This is a genomic window from Mycobacterium lehmannii (genome assembly GCF_002245535.1).
GTDB lineage: Bacteria > Actinomycetota > Actinomycetes > Mycobacteriales > Mycobacteriaceae > Mycobacterium > Mycobacterium lehmannii.
Window position 1 is genome coordinate 111,768 of sequence record NZ_NKCN01000005.1, and the last position, 21,608, is coordinate 133,375.

The window sequence follows — 21,608 nt, forward strand, 5'->3', positions numbered from 1 at the left end:
TCGCGCCATCAGGCCGTCTTACGCATCACCAGCAGGGAGCGCGCAGGCAGCAAGATCTTCTCCCCGGCCTTGGCCACCAGCTCGGTGGACCCGGTGGCGTCTGCGGTGTCGAGCGCCGCGGTCCACTCCTTCGCGTAGTAACCCGAGGGGGTGACGAAGTGCTGTGGACGGTCATGGGCGTTGAAACACAACAGGAACGAGTCGTCGACGACTCGCTCTCCGCGTTCGTTCGGCGCCGAGATGGCGTCACCGTTGAGGAACACCGCAACACATTTGCCCAACCCGGTGCCCCAGTCCTCGAGGGTCATCTCCTCACCGGCGGGGGTCAACCACGCGATGTCGCGCACCTGATCGCCGCTGCGAATCGGCTTGCCCTCAAAGAACCTGCGCCTGCGGAACACCGGGTGGTCCTTGCGCAGCTGGGTGACCTTACGGGTGAACTCGAGCAGGTCGGCGTTCTTCTCGCACAACGACCAGTCCATCCAGGAGAGCTCGGAATCCTGGCAGTAGACGTTGTTGTTCCCCCGCTGGGTGCGGCCGATCTCGTCGCCGTGCGAGATCATCGGCGTGCCCTGCGAAACCATCAACGTGCCCATGATGTTGCGCATCTGCTTACCGCGTAGCGCCAGAATGTCCGGATCGTCGGTCGGACCCTCGACACCGCAGTTCCACGACCGGTTGTGGCTCTCGCCGTCGCGGTTGTCCTCGCCGTTGGCCTCGTTGTGTTTCTCGTTGTAGGACACCAGGTCGTTCAAGGTGAAGCCGTCGTGGCAGGTGACGAAGTTGATGCTCGCACTAGGGCGCCGGCCGGTCGCCTCGTAGAGGTCGGACGAACCGGTCAGCCGCGATGCGAACTCGCCGAGGGTTGCGGACTCGCCCCGCCAGTAATCACGCACAGTGTCGCGATACTTCCCGTTCCACTCGGTCCACAAACCTGGGAAGTTGCCGACCTGATAGCCGCCTTCGCCGACGTCCCACGGTTCGGCGATCAGCTTGACCTGACTGACCACCGGATCCTGTTGCACCAGGTCGAAAAACGCGCTCAACCGGTCGACGTCGTAGAACTCTCGGGCCAGGGTGGCGGCCAGGTCGAAGCGGAACCCGTCGACGTGCATCTCCATCACCCAGTAGCGCAGCGAGTCCATGATCAGCTGGAGGGTGTGGGGATGGCGGGCGTTGAGGCTGTTGCCGGTGCCGGTGAAGTCCTTGTACAGGCGCAGATCGCCGTCGAGTAGCCGGTAGTAGGCGGCGTTGTCGATGCCCCGGAAGTTCAGTGTCGGACCGAGGTGGTTGCCCTCGGCGGTGTGGTTGTAGACCACGTCGAGGATGACCTCGATCCCGGCCTCGTGGAACGCGCGCACCATGGTCTTGAACTCGGCGACCGCGCCGCCGGCGTGTTTGTTGGCCGCGTACTCGTGATGTGGTGCGAAGAACCCGAAAGTGTTGTAGCCCCAGTAGTTTCGCAGCCCGAGGTCGATGAGCCGGTGGTCGTGGAGGAACTGGTGCACCGGCATCAACTCGATGGCGGTCACGTTCAGCGACTTGAGGTGGTCGATGATCACCGGGTGGTGCAGGCCGGCGTAGGTGCCCCGGAGCCCGTCGGGGATGCCAGGATGTCGCTGCGTCATGCCCTTGACGTGGGCCTCGTAGATCACCGTCTCGTGGTAGGGCGTGCGCGGTGCGCGGTCGGAAACCCAGTCGAAGTACGGGTTGATCACGACGCTGGTCATGGTGTGCCCGAGGGAGTCGATGCGGGGTGGGGTACCGCCCGAGGCGAGATCCTCGGCGTTCAAGTCGTAGGAGAACAGCGCCTGGGAGAACTCGAAGTCACCGTGGAACGACTTGCCGTACGGGTCGAGCAGCAGCTTGCTCGGGTCGCACCGGTGGCCGGCCGCGGGGTCCCACGGGCCGTGCACGCGAAAGCCGTAGCGCTGTCCCGGGGTGACCGTCGGCAGGTAGCAGTGCCAGACGTAGCCGTCGACCTCCTCGAGGTTGATGCGCTCCTCGCCGCCGTCCTTGCCGATCAGGCAGAGTTCGACTCGATCGGCCACCTCGGAGAACACCGAGAAGTTGGTGCCCGCGCCGTCGTAGGTTGCCCCGAGGGGATAGGCCACCCCCGGCCAGACGGTGGGTACCGCCGCCGGTTCGCCGGAAGGCATCAGCCAACCCACCAACCGGTGGCGGCGGCGATCTGACGCCCGAGTTCGGGCGCCATCGTGCGCATATACGTCTTCGAGATGTGATGAGCGTCGTGGTAGAGCAACACGTTCCCCTCCACAGCTCGGCAAATGTCCTTGCGGCACACCGCATCACTCATGTCGAGCGGCTTCATCAGCGGGAACCGCTTGACGAAATCGAGTGTCGGGTTGCGCTCCGAGAGTACGTCGGATCGCCGTGTTCCACAGGAGATAGCGTCACCGCCGTCGGCGAGGCAGTCAGCGGCGAAGAACGGTTCACCGTTCCGGACCAACCACGGCGTGTCCCGCATGGCCAAGATCGGGATCTTGTTGGCGGACAATTCTTGCCAGATGCCGACATACGTCGAGGGCATCACATCGCCGGCCCTGATGTTCCATGGCCGCGTGGAGGTGGTGAAGACGTAGTCGGGCCGGTCGGCCACGATCTGGGCCATCACCCGCTTGTTCCACTCGTGGCACTTCGGGTACGGGCGGTTGTCGCCCATCACCAGCGGCACCTGCTCGGTGGTCAGCGGGCAGCCCATCTTCAGGTAGGTGACCACCTTGAAGTGGTGCCGTTTGCCGAGCAGGTCGAGCGCGGTGATCCAGTGTTCGGCATGGGATCCGCCGGCAAGCGCGATGGTGCGCTTGGCGTTCTTGTCACCGTAGGCGCAATTGATCACGTCGACGGTCTCGAAGTCGCTGATGCACCCGTCCTCAGTGGTCTCCGGCAAGTCGTTCTTGGCCTCCAGCACGCTCGGGCGCATCGGCAGCTTCGGCACCCTGGCATTGCTCAGCAGAGCAGCGGCGCCGGGGTAGTCCTGTGTCGAAAGCGACACGAGCTCAGCGCCGTTGGTGCGTTGGACGAGCACATGCTCACGCCAGGTGAACGAGGTGACGGTCAACGCCACACCGAGCACGGCGACCACGGACCCCAGCACCACCGGGGGCCTGCGCCGGCGGGCCTTCTTTGGCACGGCGGTGCGCTGGGCCGAGGAACTTCGGTAGCGCAGCGGGTTCTCGACGTACTTGGTGGTCAGCCACGCCAGCACCCCGGACAACAGCAGAACCACCGCCCCTTCGAGGAAGGTGGCGCGACTGTGCCCGGTGTAGGACAGCCAGAAGATCAGCAGCGGCCAGTGCCAGAGATACAGCGAGTACGCCATCGCGCCCAGCGATACGAAGGGCGCCGTGGCCAGCAGCCGGTTGGGCAGCGGCATCCGTCCTGCGGTGTGCGGGTCGGCGACCCGGTTCGCCGCGGACAGGATGAACAGGACGGTGGCGCCGACGGGGACCAGCGCCCACGGCCCGGGGAACTCCTTGACGCCGTCGATCAGTGCGCCGCACGACAGGATCGCCGCCAGCGCCACCACCGCGGCCGTCGTCCGCAGCCACATCGGCATCCGCAGATGTGTCACGAGCGCACCGACCAGCGCACCGAGCAGCAGCTCCCACGCCCTGGCGAAGCTGTTGTAGTACGCGGTGGCTTGGTCGGCGTTGTGGGCGTGGACGGCGTAGACGAACGACGCGATGGTCAGCGCGCTGAGCAGCACGACGAACGCCACCCGGGTGTATCGGCCGAAGACCCGGCGAAACAGCAAGGCGGACAGGAAGATTATGGCCAGGAATGCGATATAGAACTGGCCCTGCACCGACATCGACCAGATGTGCTGCAGCGGGCTGACCGCCTCACCCGCGCGCAGGTAGTTCGACGCGGAGTTGGCCAGTTCCCAGTTCTGGAAGTAGCCGAGGCTCGCCAGGCTCTGGTCGGCGAAGGTCTCCCAGCGCGTCTGCGGCTGGATCAGGACGGTCAGCACGGCCGACGCCGCGAGCACGACGACCAGGGCGGGCAGCAGCCGCCGGATCAGCCGTGTCACCTCCGCACGCGGCCGCAGCGACACGCCCGGGGTCATCGCCGAGCGCAGCAACCGGCCGCCGAAGAAGAAGCCGGACAGCGCCAGAAACACGTCCACACCGCCGGACACCCGGCCGAACCACACGTGGAACACCGCGACGAGCGCGATCGCGATACCGCGCAAACCGTCGAGGTCATGCCGGTAGGCCGCTGAGGAGCGGCTGCCGGTCGAGGCTTTCGCGGCGCGCAACGGACGTCCCGGATAGCTGACGGGCGCCGACCGGGGAGGGGCGAGGGTCATCATGGTCGACCGATAATCTACCGAAGGTGCCAGCCATGACGCCCGCCGAGATCGGTGCGATCGACGCCGCCCACGTCTGGCATCCCTACAGCACGATCGGCGCGGAAGCCTTGGCTCCCGTTGTCGCGGTCGGTGCGCGCGGCGCTTGGCTCAGCCTCCATCACGACGGGCGCGAGGTGCGGGTTCTCGACGCGATGGCGTCGTGGTGGACCGCGATCCACGGCCATGGTCATCCGGTGCTCGATGCGGCGATCACCGAGCAACTCGCCACCATGAATCACGTCATGTTCGGCGGGCTCACGCACGAACCGGCCGCACGGCTCGCGCAGTTACTGGTGGAAATCACTCCCGACGGCCTGGACACCGTGTTCTTCAGCGACTCGGGGTCGGTGTCGGTCGAGGTGGCCGTGAAGATGGCGCTGCAGTACTGGCGCAGCCGGGGTAGAGGTTCCAAGCATCGCCTGATGACGTGGCGCGGCGGGTACCACGGCGACACCTTCACCCCGATGAGCGTGTGCGACCCGGACGGCGGGATGCACCAGCTGTGGACGGACGTGTTGGTCGCCCAGGAGTTCGCACCGGCGGTGCCGCGCGATTACGACGCCGGCTACGTCCAGGCGTTCGAGAAGCAGTTGGTCGAACACGCCGACGAATTGGCCGCGGTGATCGTCGAACCCGTCGTGCAGGGCGCGGGCGGGATGCGATTCCACGACCCCCGCTACCTCGCCGAGCTGCGCGACATCTGCTCCCGGCACGAGGTGCTGCTGATCTTCGACGAGATCGCGACCGGCTTCGGCCGCACCGGTGAACTGTTCGCGGCCGACCATGCGGGCGTGAGCCCCGACATCATGTGCGTCGGCAAGGCCCTCACCGGCGGCTACATCACACTGGCGGCGACGCTCTGCACACGGGAGGTCGCCCACACGATCAGCTCCAACGAGCCGGGCGCCCTAATGCACGGGCCCACGTTCATGGCCAACGCGCTGGCATGCGCGGTCGCGGTCGCCGCGGTCGAGCTGCTACTCGACCAGGACTGGCGCACACGGGTCAGCGAGATCGAGGCGGGACTGCGCTCGGGGCTGGCGCCCGCGTCATCGCTGCCCGCTGTGGCCGATGTGCGGGTGCTCGGCGCGATCGGCGTCATCGAGATGGACTGTCCCGTCGACCTGACGGTGGCGACGCCCGCGGCGCTGGAGCACGGCTTGTGGCTGCGCCCGTTCCGCAACCTCATCTATGCGATGCCGCCCTACATCTGCACGTCCGAGGAGATCGGGCAGATCACCGCGGGGATGGTTGCGGTTGCCCGGGCGCTAAGCGGTTGATCGCACGCACCCGGTGAGTGCAGGTAACCCGTTAAAGGCATCAGCGCAGGACCCGCATTTGTGGAGCCACACGCGGGTGCCCTAACCTGAACGCTGTTCAAGTCCTATGCGAGGAGCACGGTGACGCGCGCAGGTCTCTCACCGCTGGCGTGGCTCGACGATGTCGAAAGGCAGCGGCGCGCCGCGGGGCTGCGGCGATCCCTGCGTGCGCGGCCACCCGTCAGCACCGAGCTCGACCTGGCCTCCAACGACTATCTGGGCCTGTCGCAGCATCCCGCGGTGATCGACGGCGGGGTGGCCGCATTGCGGACCTGGGGCGCGGGTTCCACCGGATCGCGCCTTGTCACCGGAAACACCGAACTGCACGAAGGTTTCGAAAAGGCGCTGGCCGGATTCGTCGGTGCCGAGGCTGCGCTGGTGTTCTCGTCGGGCTACACCGCCAACCTCGGCGCGGTCGTCGCATTGTCGGGTGCGGGGTCGCTGCTGGTGTCCGACGCGTTGACACACGCCTCGTTGGTCGACGCGTGCCGGTTGTCGCGGGCGCGGGTCGTCGTCACGCCACACCGCGACGTCGCCGCGGTGGAGGCGGCGGTGGCGGCGCGCCGCGAGGAGCGCGCGGTGGTACTGACGGATTCCGTCTTCTCCGCGGACGGGGACCTCGCACCGTTGCGCGCCCTGCACGACGTCTGCCGTCGCCACGGCGCACTGTTGATCGTTGACGAGGCGCACGGTCTCGGCGTCCGCGGCACGGGCGGACGCGGCCTGTTGCACGAAGTCGGCCTGGCCGGTGCGCCCGACATCGTGATGACGACGACGCTGTCCAAGGCGCTGGGCAGCCAAGGCGGTGTGGTGCTGGGTCCGACGGCTGTGCGTGACCACCTGATCGACGCGGCGCGGCCGTTCATCTTCGACACCGGGCTGGCGCCGGCCGCCGTCGGTGCGGCGTGGGCTGCGCTCGACATCCTGGTCGCCGAGCCGTGGCGCGCACGGGCCGTGATCGACCGCGCCGCGGAGCTCGCGTCGATCTGCTCGGTGTCGGACCTTCCCGAATCGGCTGTCGTATCAGTGGTTCTCGGCGACGCAGACGTAGCCTTCGGCGCCGCGGTGGCATGCCTGGACCACGGTGTGCGCGTGGGGTGCTTCCGGCCGCCGACGGTGCCGGCAGGCACGTCGCGGCTGCGACTGACCGCGCGGGCGTCGCTGACCGACGACGAGATGCGGTTGGCGGCCGAGGTGCTCGCCGATGTGCTGGCGACCGCGCGCCGGTGAGCACGCTCCTCGTCACGGGCACCGACACCGGCGTCGGAAAGACGATCGCCACCGCAGCTCTGGCATGCCAGGCTCGGTTCGCGGGCATCGACGTCGCGGTGTGCAAACCCGTACAGACCGGCAGCCCCCACGACGACGACCTCGCCGACGTCGGGCGGCTCTCGGGTGTGACCCGGCTGCATGGCGGATGGCGATACCCGGAACCGCTCGCGCCCGCCGCTGCCGCGCGCCGAGCGGGTATGACGCTGCCGACCCGCCCCGAACTGGTCGAGTCGGTGCGGGCCGCGGCCGCGTCGCTGACGCTGGTGGAGGGGGCCGGCGGGCTGCTTGTCGAGATCGGAGCGGGGACCACGCTGCGCGACCTCGCGGCCGACCTGGGTGCACCGGTATTGGTGGTCGTCGGGGCCGGGCTCGGCACGCTCAACCACACCGCGCTGACACTGGAAGCGCTTGCACACGAGGGTGTTCCGTGTGCCGGCCTGGTGATCGGCGCGTGGCCGACGTCGCCGGGGGTCGCCGAGCAGGGCAACCGCGCCGCGCTGACAGAACTGGCTCCCGTGCGGGGGATCCTGCCTGCGGGTTCCGGCGCGCTGACCGCGTCGCAGTTCGAGCGCATGAGCGCCGATACCTTCGATTCCGCGTGGGTCAAGAGTTTGGTCTAGACATGGTGCATTCGGTCGAGCTGGTCTTCGACCCGGACACGGACGCGAAGATCCGCGGTGTCTGGGATGACCTGACACGCGCCGGGATCCGCAGTCAGGCGAACAACACGTCGCCGAGCAATCGGCCACATGTCACGGTGACCGTCGCCGAGAGCCTCGACGAGGTGGCCAACACCGCGCTACGTCCGGTGCTGAAGCGACTGCCGCTGGACTGCACCATCGGGGCGCCGATGCTGTTCGGCGGTCGTGTCTTCACGCTGGTGCGGCTGGTGGTGCCCTCCGAAGAACTGCTGGCGTTGCATCGCCGAGTGCATGCGCTGTGCCTGCCGCACATGCCCAACGGCGTACTGGGCCATGCGGATCCGGGGCAGTGGACACCGCATGTGACGTTGGCGCGTCGCGTCGCACCCGACAAGCTGCCCGCCGCGCTGACGATCAAGTCGGTGGGGCGCGACCTGCGGGGCACGCTGACCGGGCTGCGTCACTGGGACGGTGACAAGCGGATCGAGTATCCGATCAACTGACCGTTGCGCCAACGCTTTTCGGCACACACATCCGCCAACCGTCGATCACCAGTTCGCGTAGTTCACCGTGGTCGATCGCGTCGAGCTTGACCAGTATCCAGTTGAACCGCATCTCCGACTTGCGCGGCAGCGCGAACTTCTCGGGCTCGGCGGCCACCATCGCGGCCCGCTCCTCCTTGGGAAAGGCGACGCCCATCACCGTCTCGTCGCGCGAAAACGCGACGTAGACGAGGCGCCCCACCCGGAACCTGATGCTGTCGCGGACCACGGCCTCGTACGACCGCGGCAAGGTCGCGGTGATACGTCGCACATCGTCGACGGTGATCACGTACGCAACGCTAGTCGAGCGCTATGAGATCGCTGCTGATCTGCCATTTCGCGACGATCGGTCCGGTAACTTACGCCTCGGTGGCCAAGCAATCGGAGCAGGATGCCGGGATGTCGGGCTGGAGTCCGGGACGGCAGCATTGGTGGACGACGACGGCGATCGCGATCATCGGCGCCATCGTCGGTGGCACCTCGCTGATCATGAATTTCTTCTACCAGCCCAGTCCGCCTCCGACCACGATCGAGTCGGCCCATTCGGAGTTCATGAAGTTGAGTTACTCCGACCGGATCGATCGGTGCGTGCCCTACATCTCCGAGCATGCCGACGCCTGGCGCGACAAGTGGCGCGCCGCGCTCGACGACTCCGGCACCTCCCGTCAGAAAGCGCCCGTACCGTTTGCGGTTCTCGACGACGCGAACGCCACGGGTCAGGCGATCGTCAACACCTATCTGACCGTGGTCGACTACGCCGAGAAGTCGGCGCCGACCGACGAAGGCGAAAATCTGCTCTCGTGCGTGTACGCCCCGGTTCTCAAAATGGATCCGGCCAACACTTATCCGGATGTGGAATCCCTTGTCGGAAGCGGTAATGAAGCACCCAAAGCCGACAACGTCGTCGTACATGAGAGCCCGCTCTACGAACAAGGTGAATTCGCCGGTGTGACGGCCGAGGGTCGCCCGAACAAGATCGTCGAGGTGATCATTCGGCCCGGGCCCAGCGAAACACACCGCCAGCTCGGCTTCGCGATGGTCAGTGGGCACGACCAGGGGGTGCAAATGTGGGCCCTCACCGCATCCATCGACGCCGGAGATCCTCGGTGGATGAACGACGTCGAGAATTACCGCGGCTTCTAGGCCGGTTGCTCTTGTCTGCCGCGGATACCGCTGATGAGCAGACCCACCCCGAAGCGGAACCGGGCGGACGCATCCTCGGTGAGCACCGACTGGTCGCCGGGCAGGTCGGCGCCGGCGGCGTCCCACTGCAGCCGCGACTGCTCGTCGACGGTGAAACCCAGCACGTAGTACACGACGGTGCGGGCGGCCAACTCCGCATGGCCGACAGGCACCCCGGCGTCGCAGGCGGCCTCGGTGAGCCGGTCGACGATCCGCGCCATCGCGGTCGACTGCCCGGCCGAGAAGCTGGCCGACACCAACTCGGCGCCGTCGGTATGCGACAACAGGGCATCGCGCAGCGCCACGCAGATACTCGACACCCGGTCGCGCCAGCCTCCCGCGGCGTCGTTGACGGGCTCGAGGATTCGGTCGGCAACCGCACCCAGCAGCTCCTGCTTGCTGGTGAAGTGCCAGTACAGCGCGCCGGGGGAGACCTCGAGCTCGCGCGCGAGCCGCCGCATGGTCAGGTCGGCCAGACCGTAGCTGTCCAACAGCGCCGCCGCCGCGGCCACCACGTCGCGTTTGTGAAGCTGCACGGCCGTACCCTAACCTGAACACCGTTCAAGTGGCGAGAGGTGGATTGGTGAGCGACATTCTGGCAGTGGCCCGTGAGCAGGTGCTCGAGCGCGGTGAAGGCCTGAACCAGGACCAGACGCTGCAAGTGCTGCAATTGCCCGATGATCGCCTCGACGACCTGCTCGCGTTGGCACACGAGGTGCGCATGGCCTGGTGCGGCCCCGATGTGGAGGTCGAGGGCATCATCAGCCTCAAGACTGGCGGCTGCCCCGAGGACTGCCACTTCTGTTCGCAGTCAGGGCTTTTCGCCTCACCGGTCCGCAGCGCATGGCTGGATGTGCCGAGCCTCGTGGAGGCGGCCAAGCAGACCGCGAAGACCGGGGCGACGGAGTTCTGCATCGTAGCCGCGGTGCGCGGGCCCGACGAGCGGCTGCTGGCACAGGTCGCCGCGGGTATCGAGGCGATCCGCAACGAGGTCGACATCCAGATCGCCTGCTCGCTGGGCATGTTGACCAAGGAGCAGGTCGAGCGGCTCTCCGAGATGGGCGTGCACCGCTACAACCACAACCTGGAGACCGCGCGGTCGTTCTTCACCAACGTCGTCACCACGCACACCTGGGAAGAGCGCTGGGACACGCTGCAGATGGTTCGCGAGGCCGGCATGGAGGTGTGCTGTGGCGGCATTCTCGGCATGGGCGAAACCCTCGAACAGCGCGCCGAATTCGCCGCCAACCTGGCTGAACTCGATCCGCACGAGGTGCCGCTGAACTTCCTCAACCCCCGGCCGGGCACCCCGTTCGGCGACCTCGACGTGCTACCTGCCGCCGATGCGCTGCGGGCCGTGGCGGCTTTCCGCCTTGCGCTGCCCCGCACCATGCTGCGCTTCGCAGGCGGCCGGGAGATCACCCTCGGCGACCTCGGCGCCAAGAAGGGCATCCTCGGCGGGATCAACGCCGTCATCGTGGGCAACTACCTGACCACGCTGGGCCGGCCCGCCGAGTCCGACCTCGAACTGCTCGACGATCTGCAGATGCCGATCAAGGCGCTAAATGCCAGCCTCTGAGGCCGGCCGGTAGAACGTAGAAGTATGGCGTTCAACGTCTATACCGGCGAGCCCGACGGCACCGCTGTGCCGACCGCGGCCCAGTTGGGTCTGGAGCCGCCCCGGTTCTGCGCCGAATGCGGCAGGCGGATGATCGTCCAGGTGCGCCCCGACGGCTGGTCGGCTAAGTGCTCACGACACGGGCTGACCGATTCCAAAGATCTGGAGCAGCGATGAACGACGTTGCCCCGCCGCGGTTCTCACGTACCCGTGCGGCGCTGATGGTCGTCGTGGCACTGGCGGCGGCCGGTGCCCTGGTCGGCGCGCTGTGGGCGTTTCTGGCGCCGCCTGTCCACGGTGTCGTAGCGCTGACACGCGACGGTGATCGCGTCCGCGCACACCTGGGCAACGAAAGCGACCACTTCTTCGTCGCGGCCTTCCTGCTGGTCGGCTTGCTCTGCGTCGTGGGGGCCGTCGCCGCGGCGGCCGTGTGGCAGTGGCGCGCGCACCGGGGACCGGTGATGACCGCGGCACTGGCGGCGGGATGCATGCTGGCCGCGGTTGTGGCCGCCGGTGTGGGGGCGCTCCTGGTGCGCCTGCGCTACGGGACTATCGACATGGCCGCCGCACCGGTGACACCCGAGAACCGCGTGCACTACGTCGTGGAGGCGCCGCCGGTCTTCTTCGGGCCCTCCCCGATACAGGCGGTGCTAACCATACTTTTTCCCGCCGCGGTGGCCGCGCTCGTCTACTCGCTGGCCGCGGTGTCCACCGCGCGCGACGATCTGGGTGCCTGGCCGCCTGTCGAGGTGCCTGCGTTCGTGCCTCCGCCGACCGCGGCGGACGTCACAGCGGAGAGCGCTCCACCTTCCGGCCCGTCATCACCTTGACCGCGATGCGGACCAGCCGCGTCATTCCGACATAGGTCATCGGGTTCAGCAGCGTCGGCCACGTCGTGCGGACCAGATGCTCCGACAACGGCTTACCGTCGAACCGGTCGATCAGCCAGCGCAGCGCCATCGGCGACGACATCGGGTGCAGCAACATGTGTTCGCTGAACATGTCGCGGTGATAGGTCACCGATGCACCGCCACTGCGGTAGATCTCGGTGAGCTCGTCGATGTCGTCGACCGAGACGATCTTGTCGTGGACGGCCTGCACGATCAGCACGGGCGGGGTGGGCACCGCGGTGCCCAGCTTGATGCTGTCGAAGACGTGCTTGACCTCGGGCATATCGAGGATCTCGTTCAGCGGCCGGTCGACCAGCTTGCCCATGTCCATGCCCGCGAACCGCAGCACAGCCTGGGCGGTGGTCATGTCCTGGATGCGCATCAACATCGCCTTGCCGGCGTCGGTGGCGTGCTCCTGGATGACCCGGTCCAAGTCCGGATAGACGTGGCTCAGCGCGGCCACCACCATCGCGGGCAGCCCCGAGTACAGGCTGCCGTTGAGCCGCCGGTAGGCGTGTCCGAGGTCCCCGACGGGCGAGCCGAGCACGGCGCCGACGATATTGAGCTCAGGGGCGTACTGGCTGTGCATTTCGGCCGCCCATGCCGACGCCAGCCCGCCGCCTGAGTAACCCCACAGCCCGATCGGCGCCGATTCGTCGAGCCCGAGCCGTTCGCAGCTCACAGCCGCACGTAGGCCGTCGAGAATGCGGTATCCCGGCTCGTACGGCGTTCCCCACAGTCCGTGCGCGCCCTCGTGGTCGGGCACCGAAACGGCCCACCCTTCGGCGAGCGCGGCGGCGATCAGCAGGAACTCCAGCTGCGCGAGCGCCCCGGGAGCCAGCGCCTTGCGGCGCAGCGCGTAGGACGGGAAGCAGCGCGAGGACACCGCGTCGATCGCGCACTGGTAGGAGATCACGGGTATGACGTCGCGGTTCGTCCGCTCGGCGGGCACGATCACCGTGGTCACGGTGGCTTCCGCCGCACCATTCATGTCGGTGGTGCGGTACAGCAGCTGCGTCGCGGTGAACTTCTGCGGAATCAGGCCGAAAAAGGCCAGCTCGACATCACGGCTGCGCAGCACCGTGCCCGGTTCGGCGTGCTGAAAGCCGCTCGGCGGTTCATAGAACGGGTCCTCGTCGGGACGCAGCGGCCGGGAGCCGCGCGCCAGGTCCTCGTGGGGTATGTGCCCGATCCACTCGGCACCTGATGCTGGCGCGGCATTGCCCAGAGACATTCGGCCATTCTTACTTAAGGAACCGTTAAGAATCCAGTCGACTCACCCGGGCGGGCGCAGTGCGGCGAACTCGTCGGTCACGCGGTAGCGCGACTCAGTGAAGCGGTACAGCGCCGCCGGGCGGCCACCGCTGCGACCGGACCGCGCCGTCGTGCCTGTGCGGGTGATGACTTTGCGGCGTTCGAGCACGCGTTGCAGATTGGTGGCGTCGACGTGGTGGCCGAGAGCGGCGCTGTAGATATCCCTCAATGCCGATATCGCGAATTCCGTTGGTGCCAGGGCGAATCCGATGTTGGTGTAGGAGAGTTTGGCGACGAGCCTGGTGCGCGCGTGTTCGACCATGGTGCCGTGGTCGAACGCCATCGGCGGCAGATCGTTGACCGGATGCCAGCGCGTGTCCGGCGGCAATTCCGGAACGGCGGGGGAGGGCACCAGCCCGAGGAAGGTCGACGCGATCGTCCGATCGCCGGGGACTCGACGGGGGTCGGAGAACACCGCGAGCTGCTCGAGGTGGGCAAGCTCACGTAGGTCAACTTTCTCGGCCAATTGACGGCGCACCGAGCTGGTCAGGTCCTCGTCGTCGCCGAGACGCCCGCCGGGAAGGGACCATTTTCCGCGTTGCGGATCGAGTGCGCGCTGCCATAACAGCACGTGAAGTGCTGGTTTCCGGTCGGTGTCCCCGTGAGTGAGTTCCCGAACCTGGAACACGGCGGCGAGCACCTCGTGGGCGGTGCTACTATGTGCCATGTTTTCGATTATAAGTCGAAAACTCGATTTGGACGAAGGAGGCGGCCATGACGGTGCTGGACCGGATGCCCGCAGACAACCTCTCGAGCCGCATCGTCGACGGTCCCACCGGTTTCTCCGGGGTCGACGGCGACGAGGAATGGGCCGCCGAGGTTCGTCGCCTTGCCGATCTGCGGGGCGCGACGTTGTTGGCGCACAACTATCAGTTGCCCGCCATCCAGGACGTCGCCGATCACGTCGGTGACTCGCTGGCGCTGTCTCGGATCGCCTCCGAGGTGCCCGAGGACACCATCGTGTTCTGCGGCGTGCACTTCATGGCCGAGACGGCCAAGATCCTGTCGCCGGACAAAACGGTGCTCATCCCGGACCAGCGAGCCGGCTGTTCGCTCGCCGATTCCATCACCGCCGACGAACTGCGCGCGTGGAAGGCCGAGCATCCCGGCGCGGTCGTGGTGTCCTACGTCAACACCACCGCGGCGGTGAAGGCCGAGACCGACATCTGCTGCACGTCGTCGAATGCCGTCGAGGTGGTGGCGTCGATTCCCGAAGACCGCGAGGTGCTGTTCTGCCCGGACCAGTTCCTCGGTGCGCATGTCCGTCGCGTCACGGGGCGTAAGAACCTGCACGTGTGGGCGGGCGAGTGTCATGTGCACGCCGGGATCAACGGCGACGAGCTCGCCGACCAGGCCCGCTCTCACCCGGACGCCGAGCTGTTCGTGCATCCCGAATGCGGTTGCGCGACATCGGCTCTGTACCTCGCCGGCGAGGGCGCCTTTCCGGAGGACCGCGTCAAGATCCTGTCGACGGGCGGCATGCTGGACGCCGCGCGCGAGACTGGCGCACAGCAGGTGCTGGTCGCCACGGAGGTGGGGATGCTGCACCAGTTGCGCCGCGCCGCACCGGGTGTGGACTTCATGGCTGTCAACGACCGAGCGTCCTGCCGGTTCATGAAGATGATCACCCCCGCGGCGCTGCTGCGCTGCCTGGTGGAGGGCAAGGACGAGGTGCACGTCGATCCCGAGACCGCGCGGCTGGCCCGGGCCAGCGTGCAACGCATGATCGCGATCGGCCAGCCCGGCGGCGGAGAATGACGCGCCCGGCGGCTTGCGGCGCCGGCAGGTGGGCCGGCCATTGGCAGCAGCGCGCCGACGTCGTGGTCATTGGGACCGGTGTGGCCGGCCTGGTGGCTGCCCTCGCCGCACAGCGCGCTGGCCGAAAGGTCGTGGTGCTCAGCAAGACCGGGGACACCGCGACGTTCTACGCCCAGGGCGGGATCGCCGTTGTGCTGCCCGACGCTCTGCGCGAGGACGGCGACTCGATCGAGGCGCACATCGCCGACACGCTTGCTGCGGGCGCGGGACTGTGTGATCCCGACGCCGTGCGCTCGATCGTGGCCGACGGGTACCGCGCGGTCGCCGAATTGGTCGAACACGGTGCACAATTCGATGAGTCGACGCCGGGGACATGGTCACTGACCCGTGAGGGTGGGCATTCCCGACGCCGGATCATCCACGCCGGCGGCGACGCGACCGGCGCCGAGGTGCAGCGAACCCTCAACGTTGCCGCGGCGACACTGGACGTCCGACCCAACCACGTCGCGGTGGAAATCCTGCACGACGCCGGCGCCGTCACCGGTGTGCTGGTGCTCAACGACGACGGGTTTGGCGTGGTGCACGCACCGTCGGTGATCCTCGCGACCGGGGGACTGGGCCACCTGTACTCGGCGACAACCAATCCCGATGGGTCGACGGCAGACGGTGTCGCGCTGGCCATATGGGCCGGAGTTCCGGTCAGCGACATCGAGTTCATCCAGTTCCACCCGACCATGCTGTTCGATGGCCACAACGCGGGCAGGCGTCCGCTGATCACCGAGGCGGTTCGCGGTGAGGGCGCGATACTCGTTGACTCACAAGGTTGTTCGGTGACCGAAGGGGTGCACCCGATGGGCGACCTGGCGCCACGAGACGTGGTGGCCGCGGCGATCAACGCCCGCATGGAACAGACGGGCGCACCGTGCGTATTCCTGGATGCCCGACGGATCGACAACTTCGAGAAACGATTCCCGACGGTGACCGCGGCGTGCCGCGCGGCGGGCATCGATCCGACGCTCGAGGCGATTCCCGTGCTGCCCGGCGCCCACTACAGCTGTGGTGGTGTAGCCACCGATGTGCACGGACGCACCGAGCTTGCGGGGTTGTTCGCAGCCGGCGAGGTGGCGCGCACGGGGATGCACGGTGCCAACAGGCTGGCGTCGAACAGCCTGCTCGAGGGGCTGGTCATCGGTGGTCGGGCCGGAAAGGCCGCCGTCGCATATGCTTTGGCTGCCGGGCCTGTGACGGCGAGGCCTCCGGAGGCGGTCGTGCGGCGTGCGCTGCCCCGTGCCGATCTGCAGCGGGCGATGACCAAGAATGCCGGGGTGGTCCGCGACGCCGATGGCCTGCGCATCCTGGCCAAGGAACTCGATACCGCGCCACCCCGGGTGATCGGCTCGCGCGCCGACTTCGAGGACGCCGCGCTGACTACTGCTGCGGTGGCGGTCGCCGCGGGTGCGTTGGCCCGGACTGAATCTCGGGGCTGCCATCATCGCCGCGACCACCCCGGCACCGACCCCGTCGAGGCACGCGCGCTGGTTCCAGCAGGAGCGTGCTGCTGATGGAGCTGACCGCCGACGAGCTCACCGAGGCTCGCAGCGTCATCGCTCGTGCGCTCGAAGAGGATCTGCGGTACGGGCCCGATGTCACCACGTTGGCAACGGTGCCCGCCGACGCCAGGACCACAGCGTCCATGGTGGTCCGCGAGGCCGGTGTGATCGCGGGTGTGGACATCGCACTTCTCGCGTTCGACGAGGTGATCGGTCCTGACAACTACCTGGTCAAACATCGCGTCGCAGACGGTGCCCGGCTCGAACCGGGCGGCGTCGTGGTCACCGTCGAAGCCCCCACCCGGGGGCTGTTGACCACTGAGCGCACCACGCTGAACCTGGTTTGTCACCTGTCGGGCATCGCAACCGCGACCGCGGCGTGGGTCGAGGCCGTCTCTGGGAGTGCGGCGAAGATCCGCGACACCCGTAAGACGTTGCCGGGCTTGCGCGCACTGCAGAAGTACGCGGTGCGCGTCGGCGGAGGGGTCAACCACCGCATGGGGCTCGGGGATGCGGCGCTGATCAAGGACAACCACGTTGCGGCGGCGGGGACGGTGGTGGCGGCGCTGCGGGCCGTGCGCGAGGCCGCGCCGGACGTCGAGTGCGAGGTCGAGGTCGACTCGCTCGAGCAGCTCGACGAGGTGCTGGTCGAAAACGTCGAACTCGTGCTGTTGGACAACTTCCCGGTGTGGCAGACGCAGATCGCGGTGCAGCGCCGCGACTCTCGCTCGCCTGCAACGAAACTGGAGTCGTCCGGCGGGCTGTCCCTGGAGACCGCCGCGGAATATGCGGGCACCGGCGTCGACTATCTCGCGGTCGGCGCGCTGACGCACTCGGTGCGGGTGCTCGATATCGGACTCGATATCTGATCCGGCCGATAGCATCGGTCGCGTGGAAGAGGATTCGTCGCGGCGCCTCACGTTGTTGGTCGTCGTCAGCTTGGTTGTAGCCGTCGTCGCTTTGGCGCTCGCCGGATGGACACTTTACAAGACCAGCCCGTCTGAGCCTGAATATGATTCGACTCAGGTCGCCGACGCCAAGACCAAGATCTGCAGCGCCGCCGACGTCGTGCGCAAAGGGATCACGCTCAACACGAACATGCAGCCCGAAGGCGGCCCACAGGACGTCACCGGGGCGCAGGCGGTGGCTGCCAATGCGCGGATCTCGTTGTACGACGGGGGTCAGTACCTGATGGACCGGCTCGATCCGGCGACCCCGGTGGTGCTCGCGGAGAAGGTCGAACAGTTCGCGAACAGTCTGATGGACATCGGTGCCAATGCTACGGCCGGAGTGCCCAATGATGATCCAGCGCAAGCGAAGCGGCTGTCCGACGCCGACGCGCAGAACAAGAGCATCACCGAGCTCTGCAAGTAGTTCACCGGCTCAACAGCGTCCTGGCGGCGACTTTTGCGGAGTCGAGGGCGGCGGTGTCACCCGCGATCCGGGCGAGTATCAGGGCACCCTCGATGAGTGCTATCAACGCCAGCGCGGTCTGCTCGGCGTCGTCCTGTGCCCACCCGTCGCCGTGCAGCCGGTCCGCGATGACCCGGCGCCAGCCGGCGAATGTTGTTGCCGATGCCTGCCGAACCAGTGCGCTGGCGTCGACCGACTCGGTGGCGATCGGTTCGATCGGGCAGCCGTCGCGTGGATCGGAGGTCAGTCCCAAGGCCATCAGGTCGATCCAGCCGTCGATGAGGTCGGGTACGGGGGAGCCGGCGGCCAGCAGATCCCGTAGTCGCTGCTCGATGTCGGCGCCGACGCGCTCCACCACGGCGGCCGCCAACTGCTGCTTGCCCTCGGGGAAGTGGTGGTACAGGGAGCCCGCTTTGACGTCGGCGAGCTCGAGGATCTGGTTGACGCCGGTCGCTGCGTAGCCCTGCCTGCGGAACAGAAGTGCCGCGGTGTCGATCAGGGCGGTGCGGCTGCGGTCCGGACGAGGCATGCCTTGACTTTACTAGAAAGATCGCTCAAGAATAATTGAGCGATCACTAAAGAAAGGGCCGACCATGCAACAGCTGATGCTCGAAGACGCCGGCAAGTACGCGTGGCGTGAAGGATTCGATCCACGACTCGCCGGTCCGCGACAGGCACTCGTCAGGCCGATCGCCGTGGCGTGTTGTGACCTCGACGTGGCGGTGGTGCAGGGTCGGCTCCCAATGCCGCCCGGTCATGCCGTGGGACATGAGGGAGTAGCCGAGGTGGTCGCGATCGGGGACGACGTCCGCAGCGTCGCGGTCGGTGACCGTGTCGTCGTGCCGTTCCAGATCAGCTGCGGTGAGTGCAGTGCGTGTCTGCGCGGCGCGACCGGATCGTGTGCGTCCTTGCCGCTGATGGCGACGTACGGAATGGCGCCGCTTTCGGGTCTCGACGGCGGCGGTTTCATGGCGGACCTGGTGCTGGTGCCCTATGCCGACGCGATGCTGGTGCCGTTGCCCGATGGCGCCGATCCCGTGGCCGTCGCTTCGATGTCGGACAACATCCCCGATGGTTGGCGCGGCGTGGGGCCGTATCGCGAGGAGCTTGCTCTGCTTACACCGGCCGACCGCAGGGTGCTGGTCGTCGGGCAGCTGTCGATCGGCTTGTACGCGGCGGCGACGGCAGCCGCGGCGGGTGTGCACGTCGACTACGTCGACACCGACCCGCACCGGCTCGCTATGGCCGAGAAACTGGGCGCGACCGTGCACGACCGCGAGAAGCCGGACAAGAGCGCCGAACCGTATCCGGTGACGGTGCATACGTCGGCGGACCCGGCGCTGTTGGCCGCGTCTCTGCGGGCGACCTGGCCGGACGGAGTGTGCACGGATACCGGCATCTACTACCAGGGCGCGGTGGAGATGCCGCTGCTGTCGATGTACACGCGCGGCGTGCGCTTCGTCACCGGGCGGGTCAACTCTCGCGCCGTACTACCTGAAGTATTGGAACTGCTTGCCGGACAGGATCTTTCGCCTGCCGTCGAACGTGTGGTGTCGTGGGAGGAGGCTCCGGAGGCGTGGCCGAAGATGACGGGCAAGACGGTGTTCAGCCGGTTGTAGCTCAGGCGATATCGGCGACGAAGATGCCCATCTTCTTGGCTTGGAGGCGGGCCATGAACGGAAGCCCGTCCGCGTCACCGCCGGCAGGCACGATCCGCGGATTGACGATGTGGACGGTGCGCGAGCCGAAGAGGACGTCGGCCTCGTCGGCGGCGAGCACGTTCTTCACCCAGTCGGTCTTTCCGTGGCCCAGCGCGACCGCGATCGTGTTGTCCTTGCGGAAGGGAGTGATGACGGTTTCGTAGGTCTTGCCGGATTTCCGGCCGCGATGCCGGATCTTCGCGAGACCGGGAATGAACCGCGAGACCCGCTTGACCATCGGGTTCATGTACTTGATCTGCAGGCGCTCGACCGCGGGCGGATACACCATGGGCACGCCCGGCGCGTTGTTGGGATGATCCTTGGCGGACATGTTTTCGGACATTACGTGACGATGCCCGCCCCCAGATAGGGGACGGGCATCGCCTTTGGTAATGCGGCTTCAGCCGATTCGGTGACTAGGGGCTGTCGTCGCCGTCAGCACCGGGGCTGCCGTCGCTGCCACCCAAACTTCCGCCGGAGCCGGGGTTCCCGCCGGTGCCACCGCTATCGGGGTCGGCTACGCCGCCGTCGGCGTTTCCGCCAGCACCGCCGTCACCACCGTTGGACAGCACGGTCCCCCCGTCGCCTCCGCTGCCGCCGTTTCCGGCGGAAGTGGTGCCAGTGCCGCCCTCGGTGGCCGTTGCATCGCCACCGACGCCACCATTACGGCCGTTGCCGAAAATGACACCACTGTTGCCAGCGTTCCCGCCGTCGGCGCCGTCAGCCCTGCCCGTGTCGGTATCGGCGTCACCGGCGTCGCCGCCCGCACCGCCACTACCGATGTAGTCCGCGTCGCCGCCGTCGCCGCCCGTACCCGATTCGGCAACGCCGGTCGGGCTGTCGGCGTCGCCGCCCTCGCCGCCGTCGCCGCCCCCCGTACCGCCGGTGCCGCCGTCGCCTGCGTCGCCGCCGGTGGCATCGTTGCCTCCGACAGCCGTTGCGTCGCCGCCGTCGCCACCGTCACCGCCGACGCCGACGTAGCCGCCCGTGCCACCCTGGCCGCCCTGGCCGCCCTCGGCGTTGTTGTCGGCGTCAAGGATGCCGCCGTCGAGGTCAAGGACGACCCCCCCGGGATTGTCGTCGTTGCCGCCGTTACCGCCGCCGCCGCCGCTGCCGAACGCGCCGCCGTTGCCACCGTCACCGCCGTCCTCCGCGGCCCTGGTCTGAATCGATGTCCCTGTAACCGGGTCCGTGACGTAAGCCGCGTCGCGCCCATTGCCGCCCTTACCACCGTTACCGAAGAAGCCAGCGTTCCCGCCGTTGCCGGGTCTGGTGACGGGAAGAAGGTCCAAATCGGTCGGGCTGTAACCGTCACCGCCGCTACCGAACAGCCAGCCGCCGTCTTTGCCATCAGGGGACAGGGCCGTGCCGTCCGCACCATTGCCGATCGCCCCAAACGTGAACGCCATGACCAGCGGGTTGTCGAGGAAGGGATCGAATGCGTTGATGAAGGGCGCTGGATCGAACGCACCGTTCCTACTGAAATCGGCACCCTCGCCAATGCCCAGGCCGAGGAAGTCCGTCGGTAAGAAATTGCACGGTATTAGTGAGCAGGCGTCGGCTTCGTCCTGCGCTTGCGCCGTACCGATCGAGCCGTAGCCGATGAACGCCACTGTCATCGCCCCGCCCAGCATTGCGCCGCCGACAGCGCGTCGCGCGACCGTACCTCGCTCTGTTGTTGCTGCGCGGTGCTTACCGGCAGCTAATTTCCTGGACATACGTACCCCTTCTGTCGAACCTGGATCGGCCGATCCAGTTACCCCAACGCCTCTGACGTCCGTTCGCGAAGCAAGTGGCCGAGTGGCTGGACCTCGTGTTCACTCGCGTCGTCAGCTAATCGATGATATCGATCACAGACATATTGGCACCTAGTTCTCAGTTTGCCTAGCAACTTTTGAAAATCGCGTAAAAAAGGTCAAATCAACTGCCCGGTCAATTCTGTGGACCTTGCACAATCTCCGAGCGGAAGCATTTGCGGCCGCAACGATCCTTCGTAATCGGCGGGCAACGGCAGCAATCATGATATTGATGCCG

The 21,608-nt window shown here is 67.2% G+C and carries 22 protein-coding genes; 13 read left to right on the plus strand and 9 right to left on the minus strand.

Annotated elements, in window-relative coordinates:
- Positions 1-8: 8 nt before the first annotated feature.
- Together glgX and CEX87_RS08205 are read right to left on the minus strand one after the other, a co-directional pair.
- The gene (glgX, locus tag CEX87_RS08200) at positions 9-2,159 is read right to left on the minus strand and encodes a glycogen debranching protein GlgX (protein ID WP_094286766.1); all 2,151 of its coding nucleotides are present in this window, start codon (positions 2,157-2,159) and stop codon (positions 9-11) included.
- The gene (locus tag CEX87_RS08205) at positions 2,159-4,336 is read right to left on the minus strand and encodes an acyltransferase family protein (RefSeq protein ID WP_198957179.1); all 2,178 of its coding nucleotides are present in this window, start codon (positions 4,334-4,336) and stop codon (positions 2,159-2,161) included. The genes glgX and CEX87_RS08205 overlap by 1 nt, the downstream gene beginning before the upstream one ends.
- A gap of 32 nt (positions 4,337-4,368) precedes the next feature.
- On the opposite strand from CEX87_RS08205, the gene CEX87_RS08210 reads away from it, so the two are divergent.
- From CEX87_RS08210 to CEX87_RS08225, 4 genes are all read left to right on the plus strand, one after another.
- Positions 4,369-5,655, plus strand: a complete 1,287-nt coding sequence (locus tag CEX87_RS08210; protein WP_198957180.1) for an adenosylmethionine--8-amino-7-oxononanoate transaminase — start codon at positions 4,369-4,371, stop codon at positions 5,653-5,655.
- A 120-nt stretch (positions 5,656-5,775) separates the two neighbouring features.
- A complete protein-coding gene (locus CEX87_RS08215; RefSeq protein WP_064426671.1) occupies positions 5,776-6,924 on the plus strand; it encodes an 8-amino-7-oxononanoate synthase in 1,149 nt (382 codons plus the stop codon).
- Positions 6,921-7,586, plus strand: a complete 666-nt coding sequence (bioD, locus tag CEX87_RS08220) for a dethiobiotin synthase (protein WP_094286670.1) — start codon at positions 6,921-6,923, stop codon at positions 7,584-7,586. Before CEX87_RS08215 ends, bioD begins: the two co-directional genes overlap by 4 nt.
- A gap of 2 nt (positions 7,587-7,588) precedes the next feature.
- Positions 7,589-8,110: a 2'-5' RNA ligase family protein gene (locus tag CEX87_RS08225; protein WP_094286671.1), complete on the plus strand. Its 522-nt coding sequence runs from the start codon at positions 7,589-7,591 to the stop codon at positions 8,108-8,110.
- Here the strand turns inward: CEX87_RS08225 and CEX87_RS08230 are convergent.
- Positions 8,103-8,438: an MmcQ/YjbR family DNA-binding protein gene (locus CEX87_RS08230; protein ID WP_064419798.1), complete on the minus strand. Its 336-nt coding sequence runs from the start codon at positions 8,436-8,438 to the stop codon at positions 8,103-8,105. The two genes, CEX87_RS08225 and CEX87_RS08230, sit on opposite strands and share 8 nt — an antisense overlap.
- A gap of 23 nt (positions 8,439-8,461) precedes the next feature.
- On the opposite strand from CEX87_RS08230, the gene CEX87_RS08235 reads away from it, so the two are divergent.
- Positions 8,462-9,292, plus strand: coding sequence for a hypothetical protein (locus CEX87_RS08235; protein WP_066808977.1), 831 nt, complete (start codon positions 8,462-8,464; stop codon positions 9,290-9,292).
- Here the strand turns inward: CEX87_RS08235 and CEX87_RS08240 are convergent.
- Complete coding sequence (locus CEX87_RS08240; RefSeq protein ID WP_064419796.1) at positions 9,289-9,867, minus strand: TetR/AcrR family transcriptional regulator C-terminal domain-containing protein; 579 nt, start codon at positions 9,865-9,867, stop codon at positions 9,289-9,291. The genes CEX87_RS08235 and CEX87_RS08240 overlap by 4 nt on opposite strands.
- A 47-nt stretch (positions 9,868-9,914) precedes the next feature.
- On the opposite strand from CEX87_RS08240, the gene bioB reads away from it, so the two are divergent.
- The 3 genes from bioB to CEX87_RS08255 are packed head-to-tail and all read left to right on the plus strand — an operon-like array spanning position 9,915 to position 11,779.
- Positions 9,915-10,910, plus strand: coding sequence for a biotin synthase BioB (gene bioB / locus CEX87_RS08245; RefSeq protein ID WP_064395548.1), 996 nt, complete (start codon positions 9,915-9,917; stop codon positions 10,908-10,910).
- A 24-nt stretch (positions 10,911-10,934) separates the two neighbouring features.
- Positions 10,935-11,126, plus strand: a complete 192-nt coding sequence (bsaP, locus tag CEX87_RS08250) for a biotin synthase auxiliary protein BsaP (protein WP_064395549.1) — start codon at positions 10,935-10,937, stop codon at positions 11,124-11,126.
- Complete coding sequence (locus tag CEX87_RS08255; protein ID WP_064419795.1) at positions 11,123-11,779, plus strand: DUF2567 domain-containing protein; 657 nt, start codon at positions 11,123-11,125, stop codon at positions 11,777-11,779. Before bsaP ends, CEX87_RS08255 begins: the two co-directional genes overlap by 4 nt.
- On the opposite strand, the gene CEX87_RS08260 is transcribed toward CEX87_RS08255, so the two are convergent.
- Both CEX87_RS08260 and CEX87_RS08265 read right to left on the minus strand, forming a co-directional pair.
- Entirely contained in the window at positions 11,736-13,073 is a 1,338-nt protein-coding gene (locus tag CEX87_RS08260; RefSeq protein ID WP_094286672.1) for a lipase family protein, read from the minus strand. The genes CEX87_RS08255 and CEX87_RS08260 overlap by 44 nt on opposite strands.
- Positions 13,074-13,115: 42 nt before the next feature.
- Positions 13,116-13,820: an NUDIX hydrolase gene (locus CEX87_RS08265; RefSeq protein ID WP_064395552.1), complete on the minus strand. Its 705-nt coding sequence runs from the start codon at positions 13,818-13,820 to the stop codon at positions 13,116-13,118.
- 47 nt (positions 13,821-13,867) lie between these two features.
- On the opposite strand from CEX87_RS08265, the gene nadA reads away from it, so the two are divergent.
- The 4 genes from nadA to CEX87_RS08285 are packed head-to-tail and all read left to right on the plus strand — an operon-like array spanning position 13,868 to position 17,835.
- Complete coding sequence (gene nadA / locus CEX87_RS08270) at positions 13,868-14,911, plus strand: quinolinate synthase NadA (protein WP_094286673.1); 1,044 nt, start codon at positions 13,868-13,870, stop codon at positions 14,909-14,911.
- Positions 14,908-16,473, plus strand: a complete 1,566-nt coding sequence (locus tag CEX87_RS08275; protein WP_094286674.1) for an L-aspartate oxidase — start codon at positions 14,908-14,910, stop codon at positions 16,471-16,473. The genes nadA and CEX87_RS08275 overlap by 4 nt, the downstream gene beginning before the upstream one ends.
- Positions 16,473-17,330, plus strand: a complete 858-nt coding sequence (gene nadC / locus CEX87_RS08280; protein ID WP_094286770.1) for a carboxylating nicotinate-nucleotide diphosphorylase — start codon at positions 16,473-16,475, stop codon at positions 17,328-17,330. The genes CEX87_RS08275 and nadC overlap by 1 nt, the downstream gene beginning before the upstream one ends.
- A 22-nt stretch (positions 17,331-17,352) precedes the next feature.
- Positions 17,353-17,835, plus strand: coding sequence for a hypothetical protein (locus CEX87_RS08285; protein WP_233151315.1), 483 nt, complete (start codon positions 17,353-17,355; stop codon positions 17,833-17,835).
- Position 17,836: 1 nt separating this feature from the next.
- On the opposite strand, the gene CEX87_RS08290 is transcribed toward CEX87_RS08285, so the two are convergent.
- Positions 17,837-18,403 carry a TetR/AcrR family transcriptional regulator gene (locus CEX87_RS08290; protein ID WP_094286675.1) on the minus strand — a complete coding sequence of 189 codons (567 nt, stop codon included), beginning with the start codon at positions 18,401-18,403 and terminating at the stop codon, positions 17,837-17,839.
- 64 nt (positions 18,404-18,467) lie between these two features.
- Here CEX87_RS08290 and CEX87_RS08295 point away from each other — a divergent pair, with 64 nt between their 5' ends.
- Positions 18,468-19,493 (plus strand): zinc-dependent alcohol dehydrogenase, encoded by a 1,026-nt coding sequence (locus CEX87_RS08295; RefSeq protein ID WP_094286676.1) that lies wholly within the window; start codon positions 18,468-18,470, stop codon positions 19,491-19,493.
- Between the two features lies 1 nt (position 19,494).
- On the opposite strand, the gene CEX87_RS08300 is transcribed toward CEX87_RS08295, so the two are convergent.
- Complete coding sequence (locus tag CEX87_RS08300; RefSeq protein ID WP_094286774.1) at positions 19,495-19,905, minus strand: nitroreductase family deazaflavin-dependent oxidoreductase; 411 nt, start codon at positions 19,903-19,905, stop codon at positions 19,495-19,497.
- Between the two features lie 85 nt (positions 19,906-19,990).
- Positions 19,991-21,193: a PGRS repeat-containing protein gene (locus tag CEX87_RS27825; RefSeq protein ID WP_269845532.1), complete on the minus strand. Its 1,203-nt coding sequence runs from the start codon at positions 21,191-21,193 to the stop codon at positions 19,991-19,993.
- Between the last annotated feature and the right edge of the window lie 415 nt (positions 21,194-21,608).

Excerpts from the sequence above, each read along its gene's own strand:
- CEX87_RS08235 (WP_066808977.1), top strand. The coding sequence starts at position 8,462 with ATGAGATCGCTGCTGATCTGCCATTTCGCGACGATCGGTCCGGTAACT.
- CEX87_RS08300 (WP_094286774.1), bottom strand. The coding sequence starts at position 19,905 with ATGTCCGCCAAGGATCATCCCAACAACGCGCCGGGCGTGCCCATGGTG.
- CEX87_RS08205 (WP_198957179.1), bottom strand. The coding sequence starts at position 4,336 with ATGATGACCCTCGCCCCTCCCCGGTCGGCGCCCGTCAGCTATCCGGGA.
- CEX87_RS08290 (WP_094286675.1), bottom strand. The coding sequence starts at position 18,403 with ATGCCTCGTCCGGACCGCAGCCGCACCGCCCTGATCGACACCGCGGCA.
- nadC (WP_094286770.1), top strand. The coding sequence starts at position 16,473 with ATGGAGCTGACCGCCGACGAGCTCACCGAGGCTCGCAGCGTCATCGCT.
- CEX87_RS08255 (WP_064419795.1), top strand. The coding sequence starts at position 11,123 with ATGAACGACGTTGCCCCGCCGCGGTTCTCACGTACCCGTGCGGCGCTG.
- CEX87_RS08265 (WP_064395552.1), bottom strand. The coding sequence starts at position 13,820 with ATGGCACATAGTAGCACCGCCCACGAGGTGCTCGCCGCCGTGTTCCAG.
- nadA (WP_094286673.1), top strand. The coding sequence starts at position 13,868 with ATGACGGTGCTGGACCGGATGCCCGCAGACAACCTCTCGAGCCGCATC.
- CEX87_RS08210 (WP_198957180.1), top strand. The coding sequence starts at position 4,369 with ATGACGCCCGCCGAGATCGGTGCGATCGACGCCGCCCACGTCTGGCAT.
- CEX87_RS08275 (WP_094286674.1), top strand. The coding sequence starts at position 14,908 with ATGACGCGCCCGGCGGCTTGCGGCGCCGGCAGGTGGGCCGGCCATTGG.
- bsaP (WP_064395549.1), top strand. The coding sequence starts at position 10,935 with ATGGCGTTCAACGTCTATACCGGCGAGCCCGACGGCACCGCTGTGCCG.
- CEX87_RS27825 (WP_269845532.1), bottom strand. The coding sequence starts at position 21,193 with ATGACAGTGGCGTTCATCGGCTACGGCTCGATCGGTACGGCGCAAGCG.
- CEX87_RS08225 (WP_094286671.1), top strand. The coding sequence starts at position 7,589 with ATGGTGCATTCGGTCGAGCTGGTCTTCGACCCGGACACGGACGCGAAG.
- glgX (WP_094286766.1), bottom strand. The coding sequence starts at position 2,159 with ATGCCTTCCGGCGAACCGGCGGCGGTACCCACCGTCTGGCCGGGGGTG.
- CEX87_RS08260 (WP_094286672.1), bottom strand. The coding sequence starts at position 13,073 with ATGTCTCTGGGCAATGCCGCGCCAGCATCAGGTGCCGAGTGGATCGGG.
- CEX87_RS08295 (WP_094286676.1), top strand. The coding sequence starts at position 18,468 with ATGCAACAGCTGATGCTCGAAGACGCCGGCAAGTACGCGTGGCGTGAA.